The organism is Neorhizobium sp. PAMB6716, from assembly GCF_058242805.1.
In genome coordinates, this window is record NZ_JBZAYW010000003.1 from 102,501 (window position 1) to 124,919 (window position 22,419).

Annotated in this window: 20 protein-coding genes; 11 read left to right on the forward strand and 9 right to left on the reverse strand. The window is 60.9% G+C overall.

Translation table 11 applies throughout. The features are described from left to right. Positions 1 to 29: 29 nt before the first annotated feature. From minE to minC, 3 genes are read right to left on the reverse strand one after another with little or no spacing between them, the layout of a single operon-like run. Positions 30 to 290, reverse strand: coding sequence for a cell division topological specificity factor MinE (gene minE, locus AC4CWH_RS25510; protein ID WP_210107241.1), 261 nt, complete (start codon positions 288 to 290; stop codon positions 30 to 32). After that, entirely contained in the window at positions 287 to 1,102 is an 816-nt protein-coding gene (gene minD / locus AC4CWH_RS25515; protein ID WP_491288177.1) for a septum site-determining protein MinD, read from the reverse strand. Before minD ends, minE begins: the two co-directional genes overlap by 4 nt. A 29-nt stretch (positions 1,103 to 1,131) precedes the next feature. Further along, positions 1,132 to 1,863 (reverse strand): septum site-determining protein MinC, encoded by a 732-nt coding sequence (gene minC / locus AC4CWH_RS25520; protein ID WP_491322510.1) that lies wholly within the window; start codon positions 1,861 to 1,863, stop codon positions 1,132 to 1,134. A gap of 588 nt (positions 1,864 to 2,451) precedes the next feature. Here minC and AC4CWH_RS25525 point away from each other — a divergent pair. After that, on the forward strand, positions 2,452 to 3,192 hold the full coding sequence (locus AC4CWH_RS25525) for a FadR/GntR family transcriptional regulator (protein WP_491322511.1): 741 nt from the start codon (positions 2,452 to 2,454) through the stop codon (positions 3,190 to 3,192). Between the two features lie 18 nt (positions 3,193 to 3,210). Here AC4CWH_RS25525 and AC4CWH_RS25530 read toward each other — a convergent pair whose 3' ends face one another. Then, the gene (locus AC4CWH_RS25530; RefSeq protein WP_491322512.1) at positions 3,211 to 3,996 is read right to left on the reverse strand and encodes a discoidin domain-containing protein; all 786 of its coding nucleotides are present in this window, start codon (positions 3,994 to 3,996) and stop codon (positions 3,211 to 3,213) included. A 75-nt stretch (positions 3,997 to 4,071) separates the two neighbouring features. Then, positions 4,072 to 5,865 carry a heparinase II/III domain-containing protein gene (locus AC4CWH_RS25535; protein ID WP_491322513.1) on the reverse strand — a complete coding sequence of 598 codons (1,794 nt, stop codon included), beginning with the start codon at positions 5,863 to 5,865 and terminating at the stop codon, positions 4,072 to 4,074. Positions 5,866 to 6,122: 257 nt separating this feature from the next. On the opposite strand from AC4CWH_RS25535, the gene AC4CWH_RS25540 reads away from it, so the two are divergent. From AC4CWH_RS25540 to AC4CWH_RS25570, 7 genes are all read left to right on the forward strand, one after another. Further along, on the forward strand, positions 6,123 to 7,052 hold the full coding sequence (locus AC4CWH_RS25540; RefSeq protein WP_491322537.1) for a carbohydrate ABC transporter permease: 930 nt from the start codon (positions 6,123 to 6,125) through the stop codon (positions 7,050 to 7,052). A gap of 3 nt (positions 7,053 to 7,055) precedes the next feature. Further along, positions 7,056 to 7,892: a carbohydrate ABC transporter permease gene (locus tag AC4CWH_RS25545; protein WP_491322514.1), complete on the forward strand. Its 837-nt coding sequence runs from the start codon at positions 7,056 to 7,058 to the stop codon at positions 7,890 to 7,892. A 4-nt stretch (positions 7,893 to 7,896) separates the two neighbouring features. Further along, positions 7,897 to 9,069 carry a glycoside hydrolase family 88 protein gene (locus tag AC4CWH_RS25550; RefSeq protein WP_491322515.1) on the forward strand — a complete coding sequence of 391 codons (1,173 nt, stop codon included), beginning with the start codon at positions 7,897 to 7,899 and terminating at the stop codon, positions 9,067 to 9,069. 15 nt (positions 9,070 to 9,084) lie between these two features. Continuing rightward, positions 9,085 to 10,194: an ABC transporter ATP-binding protein gene (locus tag AC4CWH_RS25555; RefSeq protein ID WP_491322516.1), complete on the forward strand. Its 1,110-nt coding sequence runs from the start codon at positions 9,085 to 9,087 to the stop codon at positions 10,192 to 10,194. Positions 10,195 to 10,215: 21 nt separating this feature from the next. Beyond that, a complete protein-coding gene (locus tag AC4CWH_RS25560) occupies positions 10,216 to 10,929 on the forward strand; it encodes a DUF624 domain-containing protein (RefSeq protein WP_491322517.1) in 714 nt (237 codons plus the stop codon). A gap of 55 nt (positions 10,930 to 10,984) precedes the next feature. Next, positions 10,985 to 12,265: an ABC transporter substrate-binding protein gene (locus AC4CWH_RS25565; RefSeq protein WP_491322518.1), complete on the forward strand. Its 1,281-nt coding sequence runs from the start codon at positions 10,985 to 10,987 to the stop codon at positions 12,263 to 12,265. Positions 12,266 to 12,341: 76 nt separating this feature from the next. Then, positions 12,342 to 14,186: a DUF2264 domain-containing protein gene (locus tag AC4CWH_RS25570; RefSeq protein WP_491322519.1), complete on the forward strand. Its 1,845-nt coding sequence runs from the start codon at positions 12,342 to 12,344 to the stop codon at positions 14,184 to 14,186. Between the two features lie 39 nt (positions 14,187 to 14,225). On the opposite strand, the gene AC4CWH_RS25575 is transcribed toward AC4CWH_RS25570, so the two are convergent. Further along, positions 14,226 to 14,861 (reverse strand): nucleoside/nucleotide kinase family protein, encoded by a 636-nt coding sequence (locus tag AC4CWH_RS25575; protein ID WP_491322520.1) that lies wholly within the window; start codon positions 14,859 to 14,861, stop codon positions 14,226 to 14,228. A 421-nt stretch (positions 14,862 to 15,282) separates the two neighbouring features. On the opposite strand from AC4CWH_RS25575, the gene AC4CWH_RS25580 reads away from it, so the two are divergent. Next, positions 15,283 to 17,049, forward strand: coding sequence for a sensor domain-containing phosphodiesterase (locus tag AC4CWH_RS25580; protein WP_491322521.1), 1,767 nt, complete (start codon positions 15,283 to 15,285; stop codon positions 17,047 to 17,049). A 19-nt stretch (positions 17,050 to 17,068) separates the two neighbouring features. On the opposite strand, the gene AC4CWH_RS25585 is transcribed toward AC4CWH_RS25580, so the two are convergent. Next, positions 17,069 to 17,968, reverse strand: coding sequence for a LysR family transcriptional regulator (locus AC4CWH_RS25585; protein WP_491322522.1), 900 nt, complete (start codon positions 17,966 to 17,968; stop codon positions 17,069 to 17,071). Positions 17,969 to 18,093: 125 nt separating this feature from the next. Between AC4CWH_RS25585 and AC4CWH_RS25590 the strand changes: the two genes are divergently transcribed. Beyond that, positions 18,094 to 19,026 carry a ring-cleaving dioxygenase gene (locus AC4CWH_RS25590; RefSeq protein ID WP_491322523.1) on the forward strand — a complete coding sequence of 311 codons (933 nt, stop codon included), beginning with the start codon at positions 18,094 to 18,096 and terminating at the stop codon, positions 19,024 to 19,026. 45 nt (positions 19,027 to 19,071) lie between these two features. Next, positions 19,072 to 19,773, forward strand: coding sequence for a pirin family protein (locus AC4CWH_RS25595; RefSeq protein ID WP_491322524.1), 702 nt, complete (start codon positions 19,072 to 19,074; stop codon positions 19,771 to 19,773). A 63-nt stretch (positions 19,774 to 19,836) separates the two neighbouring features. Here AC4CWH_RS25595 and glpD read toward each other — a convergent pair whose 3' ends face one another. Then, positions 19,837 to 21,348 carry a glycerol-3-phosphate dehydrogenase gene (gene glpD, locus AC4CWH_RS25600; protein ID WP_491322525.1) on the reverse strand — a complete coding sequence of 504 codons (1,512 nt, stop codon included), beginning with the start codon at positions 21,346 to 21,348 and terminating at the stop codon, positions 19,837 to 19,839. A gap of 91 nt (positions 21,349 to 21,439) precedes the next feature. After that, on the reverse strand, positions 21,440 to 22,228 hold the full coding sequence (locus AC4CWH_RS25605; RefSeq protein WP_491322526.1) for a DeoR/GlpR family DNA-binding transcription regulator: 789 nt from the start codon (positions 22,226 to 22,228) through the stop codon (positions 21,440 to 21,442). Positions 22,229 to 22,419 lie beyond the last annotated feature (191 nt).

The following is a 22,419-nucleotide window of genomic DNA, read 5'->3' on the forward strand; positions in this document are numbered from 1 at the left end:
TTTGCAAGTAGGCGGATGGTCTTCTTAAGTCAGGCGGCAATCAGGCCGGCGTCGCGGGGGATCTCAACATCGATCTCCAGGATCGAAACGTGCTCGTCGCGGTCTACCTTCACGCGCACCTTGTCGCTGTCGACTTGGACGTGTTTTGCGATCACGGCAAGGATTTCCTCGCGCAGGATCGCCACAAGATCCGAGCCGGCCGAGGCGCGTTCATGTGCGAGGAGCAGTTGCAGTCGCTCACGCGCCATCGGCGCCGACACCTGCTTGCGGAAAAGCTTAAAAATGCTCATGCGGCCCTCCGTGCGAAAATCTTGCTGAGGATGCCTCGCTTTTCTCCCGGCATGGTGACCGGCACGTCTTCGCCGGCCAGGCGACGGGCGGCCTCGAAATAGGCCATGGCAGGGGCCGAGCGGGCATCCGCCAGCGTGACCGGGGCACCGATATTGGAGGCGCGCAACACATCCATGCTCTCAGGGATGATGCCGAGAAGCGGAATGGAGAGGATTTCCAAGACGTCCTCGACCTTCAGCATGTCGCCACGCTCGGCGCGGTTGGCGTCGTAACGGGTGAGCAGCAGGTGCTTTTCCATCCGTTCGCCGCGTTCGGCCTTCAGCGTCTTGGAATCGAGGAGACCGATGATGCGATCGCTGTCGCGCACGGACGAGACTTCCGGATTGGTGACGACCACGGCGACATCCGCATGGCGCATGGCAAGTGTGGCGCCGCGTTCGATACCGGCTGGGCTGTCGCAGATGACCCAGTCGAAATAACGCTTCAGCTCGGCAATCACCTGCTCGACGCCTTCGGCCGTCAGGTTATCCTTGTCGCGGGTCTGGGAAGCCGGCAGCAGAAAGAGGGTTTCCAGCCGCTTGTCGCGGATCAGCGCCTGCGGCAGCTTGGCATCGCCCTGGATGACATTGACGAGATCGTAGACGACCCGGCGTTCTGCCCCCATGACGAGATCGAGATTGCGAAGCCCGACGTCGAAATCCACGACGACGACCTTTTCGTTGCGCTGCGCAAGCGCGGCCCCAAGGGCTGCTGTCGAAGTGGTCTTGCCAACCCCGCCCTTGCCTGACGTGACGACGATTACCTTGCCCATCTTGCTCTCCTGTTCTTGCCGCATGCGGCTCACATCAGTTTTTCGGCGATGATCGCGTCACCCTCGAGCCATAACTGGACCGGTTGTCCATGAAGCTCGGGGGCCAGATCCTCGGCCATTTTGTAAACACCGTCGATTGCCACCAGCTCGGCTTCGAGCTTGCGGCAGAAGATGCGGGCCGATGCATTGCCGACCGATCCCGCCATGGCCCGCCCGCGCAGCGCGCCGTAGATATGCACAGACCCCCCCGCGATGATTTCCGCGCCCGAGGCCACGGAACCGACGACGGTTACGTCTCCCTCGGTAAAGATGATCGATTGCCCGGACCTGACCGGTTCGCGGATCACCAGCGATTGCAGCGTCTGCCGGGGCTCTGCAATCTGGGGCCGGTTATCGACTTTCGATGGTTCGACGGGGGCTTCATTTTCCGGCACCTCGACGTCGGCCGCCGGGCGGCCGCCCTTCAGCGCCGGCGGCATGCCGGGGCCGATAGCGGAATGGCGCGCCCCTTCGATGCCCATGATGCTGACATTGCGCTCGCCAAGGGCTGCGATCAATTCCTTCATCTGCGCCCGGTCGAGGCCCAGGTCGGTGACATCGAGCACCACCGGCCGGCCGAGGAAAAACCCGGCAGACCGCTGCGCCAGATCGTCCAGGCGCGTCAGCCAGTCGTCGAGTGGCATGTCCGGAGACAGTACCACCGCCAGGAATGAGCGGCCTTTGATGCGGATGGAGCGGGCGTCTGTTAGCACTTTGGTCATCTACGTAAACAAATCGTTGATCATGCCTAGCGCCGGCATGGTTAACAAAGGGTTAACGATGGAGCATGGGTGAAGCTTGCGCGGCAGTGCCATTGCCGGGCGCCCGTTGATTTCATGAGGATTTTTTTAGCTGCCTTTGCGTTAACGGAATGGACCGGAAAGGCCTTGCGGCGGTTAACCCCTTGGCATGCAAGGGTTCCGGCAAGGCCTGTGTCATCGCCACAACAGAGGGACCGGAATATCTGTTGGGAGCGGTTCATAACGATCTGGCTTTGCGTCCTTCACCCGTTTTCACTGTTGGTGCGCAAGGACGCATCACCTACGGCGACAGAAATGACTTATTAACCGCATGCGCGCGGGCGCGCGCGAGATCGCATGCCCGCAATGCGAGGGCGATTCGCCTGTCGCCGATGACCGAAGAGGGCTTGGAGATAGGGGAATGGATTTTTCGCGTATTGGTCAGACAATTTCCGCCGTTTTCTCGATATTCCATTGAGTTTTGCTAGAATTCATCATACCTATTTGAGACAAACTGCCTGTCATCGCCGTTCCTGCGAACGCCAGGCGGGCAGACACGGGGGAACGGATGTGACGGTTGAGGTGAAATCGCGCGGCAAGGGCAGCGGGTCGCTGGTGGCGAAGGTGGAGGAGGCCCTGCGCGGGGCCATCGTCTCTGGAACCTATCAGCCGGGCGAGCGACTTCCGAGCGAAATAGAGCTGACGGAGGCGCATGGTGTGAGCCGCACGGTGATCCGCGAGGCGGTGACGGCGCTGCGCTGCGACGGGCTGGTGGAGGTGCGCCAGGGCGCCGGCATTTTCGTGCTGAAGGCGGAGGTCGCGGCTCCTGCCCCACCGAAACTGGATCGGGCGCGCCTCTCGTCGGATCTCGAAATTCTCGAAATCCGCACGCCTTTGGAAATCGAGGCGGCCGGCCTTGCCGCGCAGCGTCGCTCGCCGGCGCAGGAAGAAGCCATCTTCGACTGTCACGCGCGACTGCTGGAACTGATCGAGGCAAACCAGTCGATCCGCGAGGCCGATCTGGCGCTGCACCTGGCTATTGCCGATGCCACCAACAATCCGCTCTTCACGCAGTTTCTCGAAATGCACGGTCCGGCGGTCATTCCGCAGTCGCGGGTGGTCTCCGACAATCGCGGCGCCGATCAGACGGCCTATCGCCGGCTGATCCACAAGGAGCACGAGGCGCTGGTGCTGGCGATTTCCGACGGTGACGAAAAGGCCGCCCGCGCCGCCATGCAGGTGCATCTGCGCGGCAGCCAGTCGCGCTACCGCGACCTGCTGAGAGATATGCGCGGCCTCACCGCCGGATAGGGCGGCTGACGGCACACATCAGGCTTCGGTTCCCCAGACCTCGATCTGCGTCAGCGCCGGATAGGGCGAGGGATCTTCGGCCTTGATCAGGCTGTGCAGGCGCACCCACTCTACGATACGGGGCGGGATGGCAAAACGCTGCCCAGCCGCGGATTTGCGCAGATCCACCCTCATCGTTTCGCCATCGGAGAAGGTGAGGCTTGCCTTTTCCCACCAGGCATCATGGGGAAAATCGGCGCGCAGATAAAGTACGAGTTCATCGACCAGAACCGGGCGGCCGAAATCCACGGTGAGGGCCGCCTCCGGATCGCGATTGATGCCCCAGCTGGTATAGGGCCAGCTGCCGTGGTCATTGTTGGCCTTTTCGCCATCGATGGCGTTGCGGGCCGCAAAGGCGGCTTCGCCGCGCGTTTCAACATTGGCGGACGCATGCGGGAAAAGCGTTGAATTGCTGTGGTCGTCAAGCGGATTAAAGGCGAGATTGCGCCGCAGCGCCACTTCGGCCGCCGTTGCCTTGCGTACATGAAGCCGATGCAGCGCACCTGAAAATGCCTGCGGTGCATAGGGCACGCGCCGATCACCGAAAGGAACCGGCAGACTGAAACGGGGCTCGCGCAGATAGACCAGGGCGGGTGCCAGGGCCGCATCGAAGGAGACGACGACATAGCCGGATTCTGAGGCTTCAAGCACCAGCCGGTCTCCTGGCTGATAGGCGGCGCGGTGGACCAGAAACACCTCGTCCTCTGCCTCCGCCCTTGCCACAACGGCACCTGCGCCATTGGCGATCGCGAGAATCAGGTTCATGGGTCGTCCTCTCATGTTTTCTTGGTTCCGTTTCAACGCTCTCAAGCCTGAAGGCCGATCGCGCGGTCACGGGCGCTAGACGATGTCAATCTGCAGGCGCGTGCCGGTAAAGGGCACCAGCACCCGATAAAGGCGCGCCGGCCAGGATTGCCTCAGCCGCGCATCATCAATGGGGATGGGTTCAATGGTGGGCGTGCCGCCGCCGGCAAGGTGGATCTCGGCGAGACCAGGCAGAACGAGGCGTCCCGCCTCCACCACCGGCTCGATCCCCGTCATCAGCGACAGCACTGCCGGCAGGTCGCCGTCGTGATCATCGACAATCTCGACGCCAGTGGCGTGGTGAAGGCGAACGCTGCGCCGGTAGCTTCGCAAACCGGCCTCCGGCGGATAGACGCCGCCAAGCTCCAGGGAGATGCGCGCCTCCTCGGCCAGAAACTCCGCTTTCACATCGCGGGCGTAAAAATTCTCGCCATCGGCCTGCATCACGCCCCCGAAGGTCGCGAGATTGTGGAAGGCCGATTGCATGGTCCAGATTTCGTAGCGGCGGGGCGAAAAGGTTTTTGCCGTGTAGGTTTCCACACCGATATCGATGAGAAGAGGCCGGCCGTTCTTGTAGAGCGTGACGCTACCGACATCGTTGTGATTGTGGCTTTCGCCGTTGCTGCCCCCCTTCACCGCCAGTGCATACGGCCCCTTGCGGGCAATGAAGAGGCCAATGCCGGGGTAAAAGATATCAGGTGCGGGTACGACAACAGGTGTCAGGGCACGGATAGAGCCTGCCGAAAGCACCGCCTGTACGCGGTACCAGAGGTTCCATTCGCGGCTCATCAACGGATCGGGCGACCGCTGGAAATCCGCTGCGGCAAAATTCTGAAGAACACCGGAGCCGACCGCGGTTCCGGACAGATATTCGCGCGCGCCGCAGGGCTCGACCACGGCAGCGCTGTCGGCGAAATTGAAATAATGGTCGTCAGCCACGTGCATGTGGACGATATAGTCGGCCATGGCGCGGATTTTTGGCGCCTGCCAGAGGTCGGCAAAACAGCCGGGCGCCACCGCATCGAGTACGGTCATTGCGCCGAACAGGCAGAGCGCTGCATGGCGGTAATAAACGACGCCTTCCTCGCAGGCGCCATCCTCGGCATAATCCTTCAGGAAGGCATCGAGGCTTTTGAGCGCCTTTTGCAGAACCGCGCTGCGGGTCTCCTGCGATGTCGGCAGGCTGAAGGTGGCGATGAGAACGTTCTGGGTAATCCAGGCCGTCCAGTTGTTCATCCGCTCATCACCGTTGCCCATCCACCAGAAATGCCGGGAGTGATAAGGCTGAAGGATGCGCCGGTCGATGTCCTGCTCGATGCGGCGGCAAACGGCCGGATCGACGGCATCAAGGCTCTCGCGCAGAAGCGAAAGCGTGGTTGCCAGGATGGCTGCGGTTTCAGCGGCAAACAAATCGATGACCGGATCGAACGCGTCCGGCAGCGGCAGGCGCGGCCCGCCGCGCTGATAGGAATTGTGGGCCGGCAACTGCCAGCCGCTTTCCTCGCAGAGGAGAAAGATGCCATCGATGATGGCGCCGAGAAAGCGCCCCTGCCCCTCGACTTTTTCGGCCAGAACCAGATCGTTCAGCATCAGGCGGCGCTCGAAATACAGCGCTTCAAAGCGCGAGCGATTACCGTTTTCGCCGTATTCCCGGTAGTGCGAGGCGAGAAGCACAGGCCAGCTCTTGTCCAGCGCTGCAACACCTCTGGCAATCAGCGTTGCCGCATCCGCTCGCGACACGGCCTCCCAGGCGCCAGCGCCTGCCACGCAGAAATCGGGCCTGAAATCGGCCAGATCTTTCGGCAGAGTGTTCACCCGTTCGAAAAACAAAGATAGCGCTCCCGTTGGCGGCACACCTCCTGCCGCAGGCAATGCCTATCATACCTATTTTGCAGTTTCCAGCATATTTGTCTGACTGCATAGCAAGTTGTTTGACCAATGCAAAAATTGTGTTATGCAGGGTCCGGGAGGCGGGATGCACCACGAATGCAAACCCGCGCGAAACGTGCAAATCAAGGCGTGAGACAGCGAACCCTCAAGGAGCGCGTCACACGGGGAGGAAGCTGGTGAGCATTACGAGTCCGGCCATGTCTGACAGCCCGGCGGGGTTTGCGCCCAAGAAAAAGGTGCGTGTCGTTTCCAAGCGCCGCCGGCGCGTCGAAAATGCGCTGACCGCCTATTCCTTCATTGCGCCGAACTTTCTGGGCTTTGCGGTCTTCACGCTCGGGCCGATCCTGTTTGCCTTTGCGCTGGCCTTCATGCACTGGGATGGCTCCAACCCGATCACCTTTGCAGGCCTTGATAATTTCTGGCGCCTGTTCGAGGACAAGGCGTTCATCGACGCCTTGTGGAACACGATCGTGTTCACCGTCGTCTCGGTGCCCGCAACGCTTGCCTGCGCGCTGGGGCTTGCGGTCCTGCTCAACCAGAAAATCTTTGGCCGCGACTTTTTCCGCACCGCGATGTTTTTTCCTTACGTCGCCTCGCTGGTGGCGGTCGCCGTGGTCTGGAACATGATTTTCAATCCGGAAATGGGTCCGGTGAACATGATCCTCTATACGCTGGGGATCGCGCCGGAAAACCTGCCCGGCTGGGCGGCAGACCGCCACTGGGCCATGGTCACCGTCATCCTCTTCGGCATCTGGAAGAGCATGGGTTATTACATGGTGATCTATCTCGCCGGCCTGCAGGGCATCAATTCCGAGCTTTACGAGGCAGCCGGCCTCGACGGCGCCAATGCCTGGCAAAAGTTTCGCCATGTGACCCTGCCGCAGCTCGCGCCTACCACCTTCTTCGTCACCGTGATGCTGACCATCCAGTCCTTCAAGGTCTTCGATCAGGTCTACATGATCACGCAAGGCGGCCCCGGCACCTCGACGCTGGTTCTCGTCTACCACATCTATAACGAGGCCTTCATCTCCTGGGATCTCGGCTATTCCAGCATGATCGCGCTCGTCCTTTTCTTCCTGGTTCTGGCTGTCACCGTCGTCCAATTCCGCCGCCAGAGGGAGGATTGAGCCATGCGCATTGCCGGAAAGAAGGTCTCCGCGGGCACGATTGCCGTCTATCTGACCGTGATTGTCGTCACCATCATCATGCTCCTGCCGTTTGCCTGGATGCTGTCGGCCTCGCTGAAGCTCAGCCGCGACGTGTTTGCCTTCCCGATCGAGTGGATCCCCTCGCAGCCGAGATGGGAAAACTACGTTGATATCTGGACAAAGATCCCGCTGGCGCTGTTCATCTACAACACGTCGAAGCTGACGATCATCGTCACGGTCCTGCAGCTGCTGACCTCGAGTTTTGCCGCTTACGCCTTCGCCAAGCTGCATTTCCCTTACAAGAACACGCTGTTTCTCGGCTATATCGCCACCATCGCCATGCCTTGGCAGGTCTACATGGTGCCGCAGTTCCTGCTGATGCGCGAGTTCGGCCTCAACAACACCCATCTGGCACTGATCTGCCTGCAGGCCTTCACCGCGTTTGGCGTCTTCCTGATGCGCCAGTTCTACATGTCGATCCCCACCGAACTTTGTGAGGCGGCCCGCATCGACGGCATGAACGAATACCAGATCTGGGCGAAGATCATGCTGCCGCTGTCAAAGCCGGCGCTGTCGACGCTCACCATCTTCACCTTCGTCACCACCTGGAACGATTTCCTGGGGCCGATGATCTATCTCACCCGCACGGAACTGAAGACGATCCAGATCGGCCTTCGCATGTTCATCTCGCAATATTCGGCCGAATACGGGCTGATCATGGCCGCCTCCGTGGTGGCGCTCATCCCCGTGCTGATCGTTTTCCTCGCGCTGCAACGTTTCTTCGTCGAAGGCGTCGCCTCATCAGGGATCAAGGGCTGACCTTATGAATGCACTCTCCCCCACCTCCCCCGCAGCCATCACGGATGACGAAGTGCGGGCCGCACTTGATCAGGCGGTTGCCCAGGTGCGCCGCAACCTGCCCGCCTTCACCTATACCGCCCAGAACCATTCAAGCGTCGGCAATGTCTATCCGCCGGTTGCCAACGACCAGTGGACGGCGGGTTTCTGGCCGGGCGAGATCTGGCTTGCCTTCGAGCATACCGGCGACAAGGTCTTTCAATATGCGGCACAGATCCAGGTGCAGAGCTTTCTCCACCGCATCGAAAACCGCATCGAGACCGACCATCACGACATGGGCTTTCTCTATTCGCCCTCCTGCATTGCCGCCTGGAAACTGGTGGGCGACAAAGACGGCCGCAAAGCAGCGCTGCTTGCCGCAGATCAGCTGATCGAGCGTTTCCAGCCCATCGGAAAGTTCATCCAGGCCTGGGGCCGGCGCGATAACCCGAACGAATACCGCTACATCATCGACTGCCTGCTGAACCTGCCGCTGCTCTACTGGGCAAGTGCGGAGACGGGGGATGTGAAATACCGCGACATCGCGCTCACCCATGCGCGCACAACGCTTGCCCATTCGGTCCGCCCGGACAACTCCACCTATCACACCTTCTACATGGACCCGGTCACCGGCGAGCCGGTGCGCGGCGTGACGAAGCAGGGTTATGCCGACGACAGTTTCTGGGCGCGCGGACAGGCCTGGGGCATTGCCGGCATGGCCTTCTCTTATCGCTACGAGCCTTTGGAGCAATACCGCGACACGTTCGAGAAGCTTTTGTCTTTTTATCTGGAGCGGCTGCCGGCCGATCTCGTGCCCTATTGGGACCTGATCTTCACAGAAGGATCGAGCGAACCTCGCGACAGTTCTTCGGCCTCGATCGTTGCCTGCGGACTGCTGGAAATGGCGGATCTGGTCGAAGGCGACGATGCCGTGCGTTACCGCGACCTTGCCCGGCGCATGATGAAAAGCCTGGTCGACCATTACGCCGTGACGGATCCCAGCCTTTCCAACGGGCTTGTGCTGCACGGCACCTATTCGAAAAAAACCCCGCACAACACCTGCCGCGGCGAAGGCGTCGATGAGTGCGTGTCCTGGGGGGATTATTATTACATGGAAGCTTTGACGCGCCTTGCGCGCAGCTGGTCTTCCTACTGGTGAGCGCGTGAGGGATTGATGGCAAGCATTTCGCTGAAGAAGCTGAACAAGACGTTTGGTGCGCTGACCGTGGTGCACGATATCGATCTTGAAATCGCCGACAAGGAATTCATCATCCTCGTCGGCCCCTCCGGCTGCGGCAAATCCACGACACTGCGCATGATTGCGGGCCTTGAGGAAATCTCCGGCGGCGAGCTTCTGATCGGCACGGACCTGATGAATGACGTGCCGTCCAAGGATCGCGACATCGCCATGGTGTTCCAGAACTATGCGCTCTATCCGCATATGACGGTCTACAAGAACATGGCGTTTGGCCTGGAACTGCGCAAAGCCCCGCGCGACGTGATCGACCGGAAAGTGCAGGAAGCCGCAAAAATTCTCGACATTACCCATCTTCTGAACCGCAAGCCGAAGGCGCTTTCCGGCGGCCAGCGGCAGCGCGTGGCGCTGGGGCGCGCCATGGTGCGCAATCCGGAAGTGTTTCTGCTCGATGAGCCACTCTCCAACCTCGACGCCAAGCTGCGCGGCACCATGCGCGCCGAAATCACCAAGCTGCACAAAAGGCTGGATGCCACCTTCATCTATGTGACGCATGACCAGGTGGAGGCCATGACCATGGCCGACCGCATCGTTGTGATGAAGGACGGCCATATCCAGCAGGTGGATACGCCGCAGAACCTCTATGACCGCCCGGTCAACATGTTCGTCGCTGGCTTCATCGGCGCCCCGCAGATGAACCTGTTACCGGCAACGATCCGGCGCGAGGCGGGGCGGTTCAGCGCAACGGTTGACGGGCAGGTGCTGCCGCTGCCGCACGCTTTCGATGAAGCCCGCATCGCGCCTTACGAGGGTCGCGAGGTCATGCTCGGCATCCGGCCTGAGAATTTCCATGAGCTGGCCCCGGCCGATATCGATCCGCACAACACGGGCCCCTTTGCCGCGGTCGTGGAACTGACCGAACCAATGGGCTCGGAAGTGCATCTCAACATGCTGGCCGGCGGGCGCCAGCTGATCGCGCGCGTTTCGCCGCGCTTCAAATCGAAAATCGGCGATGCGGTGACGCTGACTGCCGACATGACCAATGCGCAGCTGTTCGACCCGCAAACCGAACGGTCGATCCTGTACTGATCCAAAGGGAAGAGACAACAGATGCAGTGGCTGGAAGCCATGTGGACGAAGGAGGGCAAGGGCATCGACAAGGATGCCCCGAAGCGGACCGGTCTTGCCCTCTTCGTCCAGATTTTTGCGCGCGAATGGTGGGAGCTGGTGAAGCTGAACCTGCTCTTCATCCTCGCCAGCCTGCCGCTCGTCACCCTGCCCGCCGCCTGCTTTGCCACGGCCAGCATCTGCCGGGCGATGGTGGACGATCGCAACGTCTACCTGCTGCGCGATTTCTCAGAAGCCTTCCGCCGCCATGCGCTTGTCGCCACCGTCTGGGGCATCATTACAGGCGCGGTTGTGGCGCTTGGCATCTACGCCATTGCGATCTATGGCGCCGCGGCCCGCGAAAACCTTATCTATGCAGCACCGCTAACGGTGAGCCTTGTGGCCACGGTTTTTGCCGGTCTTTGGGCCATGCATTTCATGGTGCTGAGCGTGACCGCAGAGGCGCGCCGCTTGCGCGATCTGCTGCAGCTTTCGGCGCTCGCCACGCTCTGGCGGCCCCTGCCGCTTCTCGCCTCGCTTGCCTTCGTGGCAGCGCTCTGGCTCGCACATATCCTGTTTTACCCCGTCTCCGTCTTCATGCCGGCGACGTTCAATTTCTCTCTTGGACTGTTCGCCGTGATGTTCGGCGCGCAGCGGGCCGCGACACTGGTTCTGTCGCGACCCGCAGAGGCATCCGGAGAGAAGGAACCATTCTAAAGGCGCCGCAGAAGCGGCGCTTCAACCAGGCACAATCAGGGAAGGAGACTTGAGGATGTATCTGGAGATTTTCGGGAGAACAATGAAGGCGGCGGTTGCCGGTTTCACCATGGCAGCAGCGCTGGGAGGCACGGCGCTGGCGCAAGGGGCAACACCCGTCACACTCAAATGGGCGCTGTGGGACTGGGACAAGGTGGCCTTTTACAAGCCGCTGATCGAGGCCTATACGGCAAAACACCCCAATGTGAAATTCGAGCATATCGACCTTGGCTCGCAAGACTACACGCAGATGATCTCGACGCAGCTGACCGGCGGCTCGACGGATATCGACATCGTCACCATCAAGGACGTGCCGGGTTACGCCAACCTCGTGCGCGCCGGCAATATCGCCCCGCTCAACGAATTCATGACGTCGCAGAAGATCGAATCCGCGCCTTACGGTGGCCTGATCGAGGCATTGACGGTGGACAGCAAGGTCTATGCCCTGCCCTTCCGCTCGGATTTCTGGGTTGTCTATTACAACAAGGATATTTTCGACAAGGCGGGCGTGAAATACCCCACCAATGACATGACCTGGAAGCAGTTCGACGAAACCGCCGAAAAGCTGAAGGGCGGTTTTGGTGCCAACAAGACCTATGGTGCGCTTCTGCACACCTGGCGCTCAGCCGTGCAGCTTCCCGGCATTCAGGACGGCAAGCAGACGCTGGTCGACGGCGATTATGCCTTCCTGAAGCCATGGTACGAGCGGGCGCTGGCACTGCAGAAGAGCGGCGCGATCCCCTCCTATGCCTCGCTGAAAACATCGAACACGCATTATTCGGCGCTGTTCTTCAACGGCACGATCGGCATGCTGCCGATGGGTACATGGTTCATCGGCACGCAGATCGCCAAGGTGAAATCGGGTGAATCCAAGAGCGTGAACTGGGGCATCGTGAAGTTTCCGCATCCGGACGGCGTTGCGGCCGGCACGACCGCGGCGCAGATTTCAGGCCTGTCGGTCAACACCAATTCCAAGCAGAAGGAAGCGGCGCTCGACTTCATCAAGTTTGCGAGCGGCCCGGAAGGGGCGGAAATCGTGGCAGCCACCGGCACCCTGCCGGCCATTCGTTCGGCAGACGTGGCAGACAAGATCACGGCGCTGCCTGGCTTCCCGACGGATGCCAACAGCAAGGCAGCACTTCAGGCCGGCAAGTCCTATCTGGAAATGGCCGTCAACCCGAATGCCGCCAAGATCGAGGTGGTGCTGAACCGTGTCCATGATGCCATCATGACCGACAATATCGCTGTCGATGCGGGCCTGAAGGAAATGACCGATGGCGTAAAGGCCATCAAGTAAAGCAACAGAGGCGGCCGTAGGCATAACGCCCGCGGCCGCCACTGATCTTCAATGTCCAGCATCCGGATACAAGCTCGTGATCTATGATCCTGCCAAGGCAAACCCGCTCTCTGGAAATCCGCTGAAGACCCGTGCCGATCTGGCCAAAGCGGTCACCGACCTGTTCGAGCCGCTTCTTCCCTATTTTTCAGAAGGCGGCGCACGCGTGCGCCTCAGTGCCGCCGGCGCGATCTTCGATCATGCGGCAGCCGATCTCGAAGGCTTTGCCCGTCCGCTCTGGGGCATCGTGCCGCTTGTGGCCGGCGGCGGCTTTTTTGCCTATTGGGATCTTTATCGCCGCGGCCTCGACAACGGCACTAACCCTGAACATCCTGAGTATTGGGGCGATGTGGCAGACCGCAACCAGCGTCTGGTGGAACTCGCCGCCATCGGCTTTGCACTGGCGCTTGTGCCGCAGCATCTCTGGGAACCGCAATCATCAGAGGCGAAAGAGCGCATCGGCGCCTATCTGAAGGCAGCGCGCGAACGCGACTATGTCGACAACAACTGGAAATTCTTTCGCGTGCTGGTCGATCTCGGGCTGGAACGCGTCGGCGTCACGGTAGATGCTGCAAAGACCGTTGCCTATCTCGATGAGCTGGAAGCATTCGATATCGGCGACGGCTGGTATCGCGATGGACCGGTGCGGCGCGTCGACCATTACATTCCCTTTGCCATGCATTTTTATGGCCTGATCTATTCGGTGGTGGCCAAGGATGATGAGGCCCGCAAGTCCCGCATGCGGACGCGGGCCGAAAAATTTGCCGGCGATATCCGCCACTGGTTCGGGCCGGATGGGGCAGCGCTGGCCTTCGGGCGCAGCCAGACCTACCGCTTTGCCGCCGGCGGCATCTGGGCCTCGCTTGCGCTGGCCGATCTGGAGGCCCTGCCCTGGGGGGAGATCAAGGGCTATTACCTGCGCCACATCCGCTGGTGGTCAGACCTTCCGATTGCCGATCGTGATGGCGTGTTGTCGGTGGGGTATGGCTATCCGAACCTTCTGATGAGCGAGAGCTACAATTCCGCCGGCTCGCCTTACTGGGCCTTCAAGTTCTTTTTGGCCCTTGCCCTGCCGGAGGATCACCCGTTCTGGCAGGCGGAAGAGACCGAACAGCCGGCATTTGCCGATCCGGTCCCGCTCGAAAAGCCGGGCATGGTGGCCATGCACACGCCGGGCAATGTCGTTGTCCTGTCCTCAGGGCAGGAGCACGACAAGATGCGCGGCTCCAACGAAAAATACGCGAAATTTGCCTATTCGACGCGTTATGCCTTCAATATCGAGGCCAATGACCGGCATTTCGATGCGGCAAGTTTTGACAATATGCTGGGCCTGTCCGATGACGGCGTGCATTTTCGCATGCGCGAGACGCTGGACGAGGCACTGATTGCTGACAACATGCTCTATTCCCGCTGGAAACCGTGGGGCGACGTCACCGTCGAAACCTGGCTCATTCCCGCCAATCCCTGGCATATCCGCCTGCACAAGATCGTCACGCCGCGCGTGCTCCACTCAACCGAAGGCGGGTTTGCCATTTCTCGCGCCGATTTTGCCCGTGACCGGAGCGAAGAAGGCGAAGGCCGCGCCGTCTGGCATGGGCAGACGGATGTGAGCGCCATCGTTGATCTGGGCTTGGTCAAGCGCCAGGGCCGCGCCCATCTGCCCATTGCCAATACCAACCTCATCCACGCCAAGACCAACCTGCCGCAATTGCGCGGTGACATTGCAGCAGGCGACACATGGCTTGCCACAGCCGTCTTTGCGCTGCCGCTTGGCGATGCGGCAAACACTGCACTCGACAAGCCCCCGTCTGTGCCGAACCGGGCCGAGATCGAAAAAATCTTTGCGGAAAAAGGCCGGCGGGTGGCAGCCTTCGATATCTGAGGCAGTTTTGCGGGAATGGGGATGGCTGCGCGTGAGCGGTTAATTTCGCACGCGCAGGTCCGGTTCCGCGCTGCCTGCCATGATGGCGATGCCGTTCGGCAGGTCATTGCCGTCGACCTTCAGCCGGACGACTGTTTCATCGAAACCGAGGCTTTGCCAGCGCGCCTGCAGGCGCCGGCGCAGTTCCTCGATCTCGACATCGACCAGCACCGAGAGATCAAACAGCGGCTTCAGCCGGTCCCAGGGCGACTGGCGCATCAGGAGGTAATTGCCCTCGCAGACGATGATGCCGGTTTCCCTCGGAATCAGCCGTCCGCCGGCGCGGGCAATCTCGATTTCCCGGTCGAACACCGGCACGGCCACCACGTCATCCACGTTCGCCTTGAGGCGCGCCAGGGTGTGGCGCAGGCCATGCACGTCAAAGGTATCGATCGCCCCCTTGTTTGCCAGCCGCCCCATGTCGGTGAGAACAGCATCGTCGAAATGAAACCCGTCCATCGGGAAGACGGCGGATAGGCCGGGCTGGCGGCGGTTGATCTCCTCCACCACCGCATCGGCCACCGTCGACTTGCCGGATCCCGGAGCCCCGGCAATGCCCAGCATCAGGCGTTTGCCGCGATAAAGGTCCATCATGCGATCGGCGAGATCCCGGGCGGTTTCTTGAAGACGTGTCACTGGCATTCCCGTTGTTTGACATGGCAGGGCGACGCGCTTTTGCGGGCGACGCCTTCGACAGACAAAGCCTCAGCTTCGCACGCAGATCAAGCGGCAAAACGCAACCCCACCCGCACGCAATGGCCGATGTCTCACCTGCCAGCAATTGAAGGCAGACACCGGATGTTAACCTTCCCGTCATTCGACAACGCTAATTTAGGCGAAGTCCATTGGCGTTTGGAAACAATGGGTCATATTCAACCTCGGCAGCTATCGCGATAGCTCTTGGCATGACGCCTGGCCAAACGGGATTCCCGGAATGAACCGCCTTTAGCGCGGCGGGACCCTGAGCAATGGTCCGCCGGATTTTTCTCTAGACACACCACACCGCGCGGCCTTGCGCCTGCATCCAGCAGGCCACCGTGTGAGGATATCCGCCATCATGCATGCCTCCGACGAACTGGCGCGGCTGAGCAGCCTGCGCAACCTGCGGCTTCTCGACACCCTGCCCAGCGAAAGCTTTGACCGCATCACGCGGCTTGTCGCCTCCTATTTCAACCTGCCGATCGCAGCGGTGTCGTTGACCGATGTCGATCGCCAGTGGTTCAAGTCCAAGGTGGGCGTCGAGCATGACGGCATTCCGCGCTACAAGGCGCCCTGCGCGGAAGTGGCGGAAACCGGGCGCATGCTGGTCATCCCCGATTTCGAAAAGGACGATCATTACGCTGACAGTACGCTTGGCAATGCCGGCATCCGTTTTTACGCGGGCGCGCCGCTCCTGACGCCGGACGGGCATGGGCTGGGCGCGCTGTGCGTTCTCGGCGCCGAGCCGCGCACCATCACCGATGATGAAATGGCGACATTGACGGATCTTGCCGCGATGGTCATGGACCAGATCGAACTGCAGCATGCCGTCGGCCGCATCGACGCCTCCAGCGGATTGCCGAACCGTTTCCAGCTGCTGAACGACCTGTCCGACCTTCAAAAGAACCATGGCGAGCAGCGCATCATCAGCCTTCTCGACCTTGCCCAGACGGCGCAGTTCGACCGGCTGTCGCGCGTCATGGGCCCGTCTTATCTCGACGGGCTGATCCGAACCGTCGCCCGCATCCTCAAGGCTCATGTCGGCGAGCAATCGACGCCCTATCATGTCGGGCCGACGCAATTTGCCTTCTTCGCGCCTGAGACAGCCGACCGGGACACCTATTCCGAGTTGCTTGCCGAAACGCTGCGGGACATCGAAAAACACGGCGATTTTCACATGAGCATGACGCCCTCTATCGGTGTCATGTCGTTTGATCCTGCACAAATGCTGCCGGAGGACGTGCTGCGATCCCTGCAGAGCGCCGTGCAGGACGCGCGCGACAGCGATACCGGCGTCGGTTCTTTCTCGTTTGCAACCGATATGCGCCATCGCCGCAATTTCCGTCTGCTGCAGGATTTCCCGATCGCGCTCGATGCGGACGATCAGCTTTTCCTCGTCTTCCAGCCGCGCATGGATCTTGCAACCGGCGAGGTGGAGATCGCCGAGGCGCTGCTGCGGTGGAACCATCCGGTTCTCGGGCCGATTTCGCCCGCTGAATTCATCCCCATCGTCGAGGCCTCCACTTACGCGCGGGCACTCAGCGCCTGGGTGATCGAAGAGGCCTTGCGCAACATTGCAGCCTGGGAGGCGCTGGGGCTGAAATTCAAGCTGTCCATCAATCTGTCGGCGCTCAACCTGGAAGAACACGATTTCTTCGAGCGCATGATGGAGAAGCTGAAAGAGCACTGCGTCTCTCCCGACCGCATCGAGCTGGAACTGACGGAAACCGCGATGATGAAGGAGACGGACCGGGCGCTCGACCTCCTGCAAAGACTGACCGCCACCGGCATCCGTCTTGCCATCGATGATTTCGGCACCGGTTATTCGAGCCTTGCCTATATGCAAAAGCTGCCGGCCAGTGTGGTGAAGATCGACCGATCCTTCATCGCAGACATGGCAAACGGCAACCGAGAGCGTGTCCTTGTGCGCTCGATGATCAACCTGTCGCACAGTCTTGGCTACCGGGTGGTGGCCGAAGGCGTCGAATCGGCAGAAGCTTCTGATCTTTTGCAGGCGATGGGCTGCGACGAGATCCAGGGCTTCTGGCTGTCACGCCCGATGCGCGGCGATGCGCTTCTGGACTGGCTGGCCCACCAGATACCGCGTAAGCTCGCAGTCGCCTGACAAGCGCACCCGCGTCCGGTCAGATCGGCCGGACGCGAGTGACATAATCCTCGAAGAAATTCGAAAAGGCGGCGATGCGGGCGGAAAGCCGCTCATAGGGCGGATAATAAAGGGTAAGCCACAGCTGCGGCATCTGCCAATCGCTGAGCACCTGAACCAGCCGGCCGGCCTTCAGCGCATCCTCCACAATGAACAGCGGCAGCAGCGCCACCCCCTGGCCGTTTTCGGCCAACCGTGCCATCACCTCACCATTGTTGGTGGCAAGCGCCTGCCCGGCGCGGATGCGGCGGTTCTGCCCGTTGCGAGACAGCTCCCAGTTCTCTCCCAGCGCCTCGGCATCGTAGGCAAGGCACCATGGTGGCTGCAGATCGTCCGGACTGTCGATATTGCCATGGGAGGCCAGAAATCCCGGCGAGGCGACCAGCATGCGCGTGACCGGGCAGATCTTGCGCCAGATCGTGGACTTGTCGCGCGGCGCTTCCGAAATGCGGATGGCGACATCGCAGGCGCCCGAGAGAATGTCGATGAACTGGTCGGTCAATTGCAGGGACACCGAAACGGCACGGTGTTCGCTGCGAAAACCGGAAATCATGTCCGGCAGGATCTGCTGGCCAAGGGATAACGGCGCATTAACCCGGATCAGGCCGCCGGTCTCACCCTGGCTCTCGCGCAATTCTTCGGCGGCCCGGTCGAACTCCTCGATGACAGGGCCGATCCGCGCCGCATAACTTGCGCCGGCAGAGGTCAGCGAGACCTGACGTGTGGTGCGCAACAGCAATTGTACGCCAAGGCTTTCCTCAAGTGCGCCCACCGCCCGCGTTACCGTGGGCGGTGTGAGCGACAACTGGCGGGCAGCCGCCACAAAGCTGCGCTGGCGCGCCACTTCGAGAAAGATACGGATATCGGTCAGATCCTGCATGGGTCATTATTACCATAAGAGAAATAATATAGTCAATATTATTGCTATTCAGCATTTCCTCGATCTGCCGCACTTTGTGCTCACGGCGCCAGACAGTGGCGCGCAACCGCCAAAGGATCACTTCCATGCTGAACCAGATCAAGGGCCTGCACCACGTTACCTCGATGGCCGCCGACGCCCAGCAAAACAACAGTTTCTTCACCGGCACGCTCGGCCTGCGGCGCGTCAAGAAAACCGTCAACTTCGATGCACCGGAAGTCTATCACCTCTATTACGGTGACGATGCCGGCACGCCGGGGTCGGTCATGACCTACTTTCCCTTCCCCGACATCGACAGGGGGCGGGGCGGCGCCGGCGAAGTGGGCGAGACTTATTTTGCCGTTCCCAAGGGGTCGATGGCCTATTGGAAGGAACGCTTGGCCGAAAGGGACGTGCCGCTGATCGGTGAGGAAGAACGCTTCGGCCAAAGCTACCTGCGTTTTGCCGGTCCCGACCGGGATGGCTTCTCGCTTGTGGAAACCGACGCCGATCCACGCCTTGGCTGGTCGAAGGCCGGCATCGGCACGGCCGAAGCGGTGAAGGGGTTCCAGGGCGCAAGCCTCCGGCTGAAGGATGCCGGCGCCACAGCCGAGCTTTTGACCTTCATGGGTTATCAGCAGGCCGACACGCAGAAGGAATGGACCCGCTTCGTCATGCCCGGCGGCAATGGCGCCGATATCATCGACCTTCAGACGCTGCCGCAGGCAGGTTCCGCAGCACTTGGCGCCGGCTCGGTGCATCATATCGCCTTTGCCGTCGATGATCGGGCAGCCCAGCTTGAGGTGCGCAGAGCGCTGATGGACACCGGTTACCAGGTGACGCCGGTCATCGACCGCGATTATTTCTACGCGATCTACTTCCGCACGCCGGGCGGTGTGCTGTTTGAAATCGCCACCAACGAACCCGGTTTCGACCGGGATGAAGATACGGCCCATCTCGGGCAAGCCCTGAAACTGCCTGCCCGCTACGAACCGTTCCGCGAGCAGATCAAAGATCTCCTGCCGCCGATCAACGATTAACGGGCGCTCCGGCGCCCCCATCAACCCGAACAATGGAGGCTGACAATGACCCTCATTCACGAAAGCATGAACCGCGGCCATACCGATACGGGCTGGCTGAACAGCTATCACACCTTCTCCTTCGGCGGCTTTCAGGATCCGACCCGCATGGGTTATGGCGCCTTGCGCGTCATCAATGAGGACTGGATTGCCCCCGGCTCCGGCTTTTCCGAGCATGGCCATGCGGACATGGACATCCTGACGCTGGTTCTCTCAGGCAAGCTGAAGCACAAGGATACGCTGGGCAATCTCGTCACCATTACGCCGGGCGAGGCACAGTTGATGTATGCCGGAAGCGGTGTGCGCCACTCGGAAATGAACGCATCCGGCGAAAAGCCGGCGCATTTTCTGCAGATCTGGCTCATCCCCAATCTCGTGGGTGGCACGCCGATGTATCAGCAGGCATCGCTGCCCACAGGCCGGGATGACGGCGGCTGGTCGTTGCTGGCAAGCGGTACTGCCGGTGATGCCCCGCTACAGCTGCAGTCCGATACGCAGCTTTTCATCGCAAATGCCCGCGACGGCGACCGCACACCGCTTCCCGCCCGCTCGGGTCGTCTTGCCTTCCTGCATATCATCGAAGGCGTTGCGATGCTGGAAGGGGAACGGCTGGCCACGGGTGATGCCGTGGAAATCGGCGCCGACCAGTTCGAGGATCTCGTCTGGACAACCGACGGACGCGCGCTGCTGTTTGACATGGCGCGCTGACGCATTCTTGATCCTGCCGCCTGAAAGACCTTGTTTCAGGCGGCAGATGTCACAACGAGTAGGTCAGGCAACAGTTGCCGTCTGCAGATAATCCTCAAGCGCTGCGACCTCATCGGGCGTCAGGAACAGACCCTGTTTCGTGCGCCGCCAAAGGATATCCTCCGCCGAAACCGCCCATTCCTTGTCGAGCAGCCAGCGCACTTCCGCCTCATAGAGCGTGCCGCCGAAATGGCGGCCGAGATCTTCCACCGTCTTGGCAGAGGAAAGCATGGTGCTGGCATCCGTGCCATAACAGCGGATCAGGCGCTCGGCATGGCCACGGTTCAGGAACGGCGCCTTCGACATCAACTGGTCCACGGCCCTGGCAGCGCCGGTTACCGGAAAATCACCGCCCGGCAGGTGGCTGCCGGCCGTCCACGGTTTGCCCTTGGCCCCGATTGTCTCGGCGATCTTTTCAAGCGCGTGCTCGGCAAGGCGCCGGTAGGTGGTGAGCTTTCCGCCAAACACGTTCAAGAGCGGCGCGCCACTCTGAGGCGTTTCCACTTTCAGCACGTAATCGCGCGTGGCCTCCTGGGCCTTCGAGGCACCGTCATCAAACAGCGGCCGCACCGCCGAATAGCTCCAGACGATATCGCCGGGCACGATGGGTTGCTTGAAATATTCGCTGGCGGCATTGCAGAGGTAATGCACCTCCTCGTCGCTGATGCGCACGGTCTTCGGGTCTTCCTTGAAATCCCGGTCGGTGGTGCCGATCAGCGTGAAATCGCCCTCATAGGGAATGGCGAAGATGATGCGGTTATCCGGGTTCTGGAAGAAGTAAGCGCGGTCATGGTTGAATTTCTTGCGCACGATGATGTGGCTGCCCTGCACGAGGCGCACATTGCGGGCGTTGTTGTGGCCCATCGCGCCGGCCAATACCTGGTCCACCCAGGGGCCGGCGGCATTGACCACCATGCGGGCGCGATGCGTCAGCGTTGCCCCGTCGCGCGTCGATTTCGTCGTGATCACCCAGTGATCGGCTTCGCGCTGCGCCGACACAACCTTGGCGCGGCTGAGAATGGTCGCACCCCGGTTTTGTGCATCGCGGGCATTCAGCACCACCATGCGGGCATCATCCACCCAGCCGTCGGAATATTCAAACGCCCGGCGGAACTCCGGCTTCAGGGACCTGCCGGCCTCGTCGCGGGAAAGGTTGAGCGTCCTGGTTGCCGGCAGCAGCTTTCGGCCGCCCAGATGATCGTAGAGAAACAGGCCGAGCCGCACCAGCCAGGCGGGCCGAACGCCGCCCTTCTGGATCGGCAGCACGAAACGCAGCGGCCAGATGACATGCGGCGCCATGGCCCACAGCACCTCGCGCTCCATCAACGCCTCGCGCACAAGGCGAAATTCGTAATGTTCGAGATAACGCAATCCGCCATGGATGAGCTTGGTGGCGCCGGACGAGGTGCCGGAGGCGAAATCGTTCATTTCGGCCAGGGCCACCGAATACCCGCGGCCGGCGGCGTCGCGGGCGATGCCACAGCCATTGATACCGCCACCGATGACGAAAATATCGAATACGGGCGCGCCCGTCATCTGCCGTCTCCTGTTCGCAGTACAGCGATTTTTTAAATTCCGAAATCCAATTCATCTAAATCGAAATACAAACGAATGTCAAACGAAGTCATCACTCCGGCCGGATCGCATCCGTCTGGGGCGCGGTTTCGATCAGGCGCACATCGTTGTCGGTGCACACGGTGCGCAGGCCGGGCAAGGGGCAGTGATCGGTGATGAAGGTGTGGACCTGCGACAGGTGGCCAATGCGCACCGGCGCCGTGCGCTCGAACTTGGAGGCGTCCGAGACAAGGATCACATGGCGGGCATTGGCAATAATGGCCTGCGCCACCTTGACTTCGCGAAAGTCAAAATCAAGAAGCGCACCGTCCTCATCGATCGCCGAGGCGCCGATGACGGCGAAATCCACCTTGAATTGCCGGATGAAATCCACCGCCGCCTCGCCGACGATACCGCCGTCCGTTCCACGCACGACGCCGCCGGCAATGACGACCTCGATCGAGGGAAACACCCGCAAACGGTTGGCAACATTGATATTGTTGGTGATCACCATCAGTTCGCGATGCTCGGTCAATGCATCGCCCACCGCCTCGGTCGTTGTTCCGATATTGATGAACAGCGACGAATTGTCGGGGATGAGGGCCGCCGCCGCGCGCCCGATCGCCTGCTTTTCCGCAGCCGCCATCGAACGGCGAGCCTCGTATTTGACGTTTTCGTTGCCGCTCGGGAAGACCGCACCACCATGGATGCGGGTGAGCGCCCGCTCGTCGCAGAGGTCGTTCAGGTCCTTGCGGATCGTCTGTGGCGTGACAGAAAAGCGCGCCGCCAGTTCATCCACCAGCACCCGCCCCTCTTCGCGCGCAAGGGCCATGATTTCCATCTGGCGTGTTGATAGCTGCATGACGGCTCCTTTTCGTTTGGCTTCAGATTAGACCAAAACGAAAGGCGATCAACAGGCGACGCAACAGGCTGTCCGGCACAAAATCTACCTTGAAGCGTGTCATGTTTAATGCAATTCTACCAATGCGGGTATTTTACTCGGCATTCTATTGCTGACTGTATTTTCCTCAGGGGCTTGGAGGCGGGAATGGG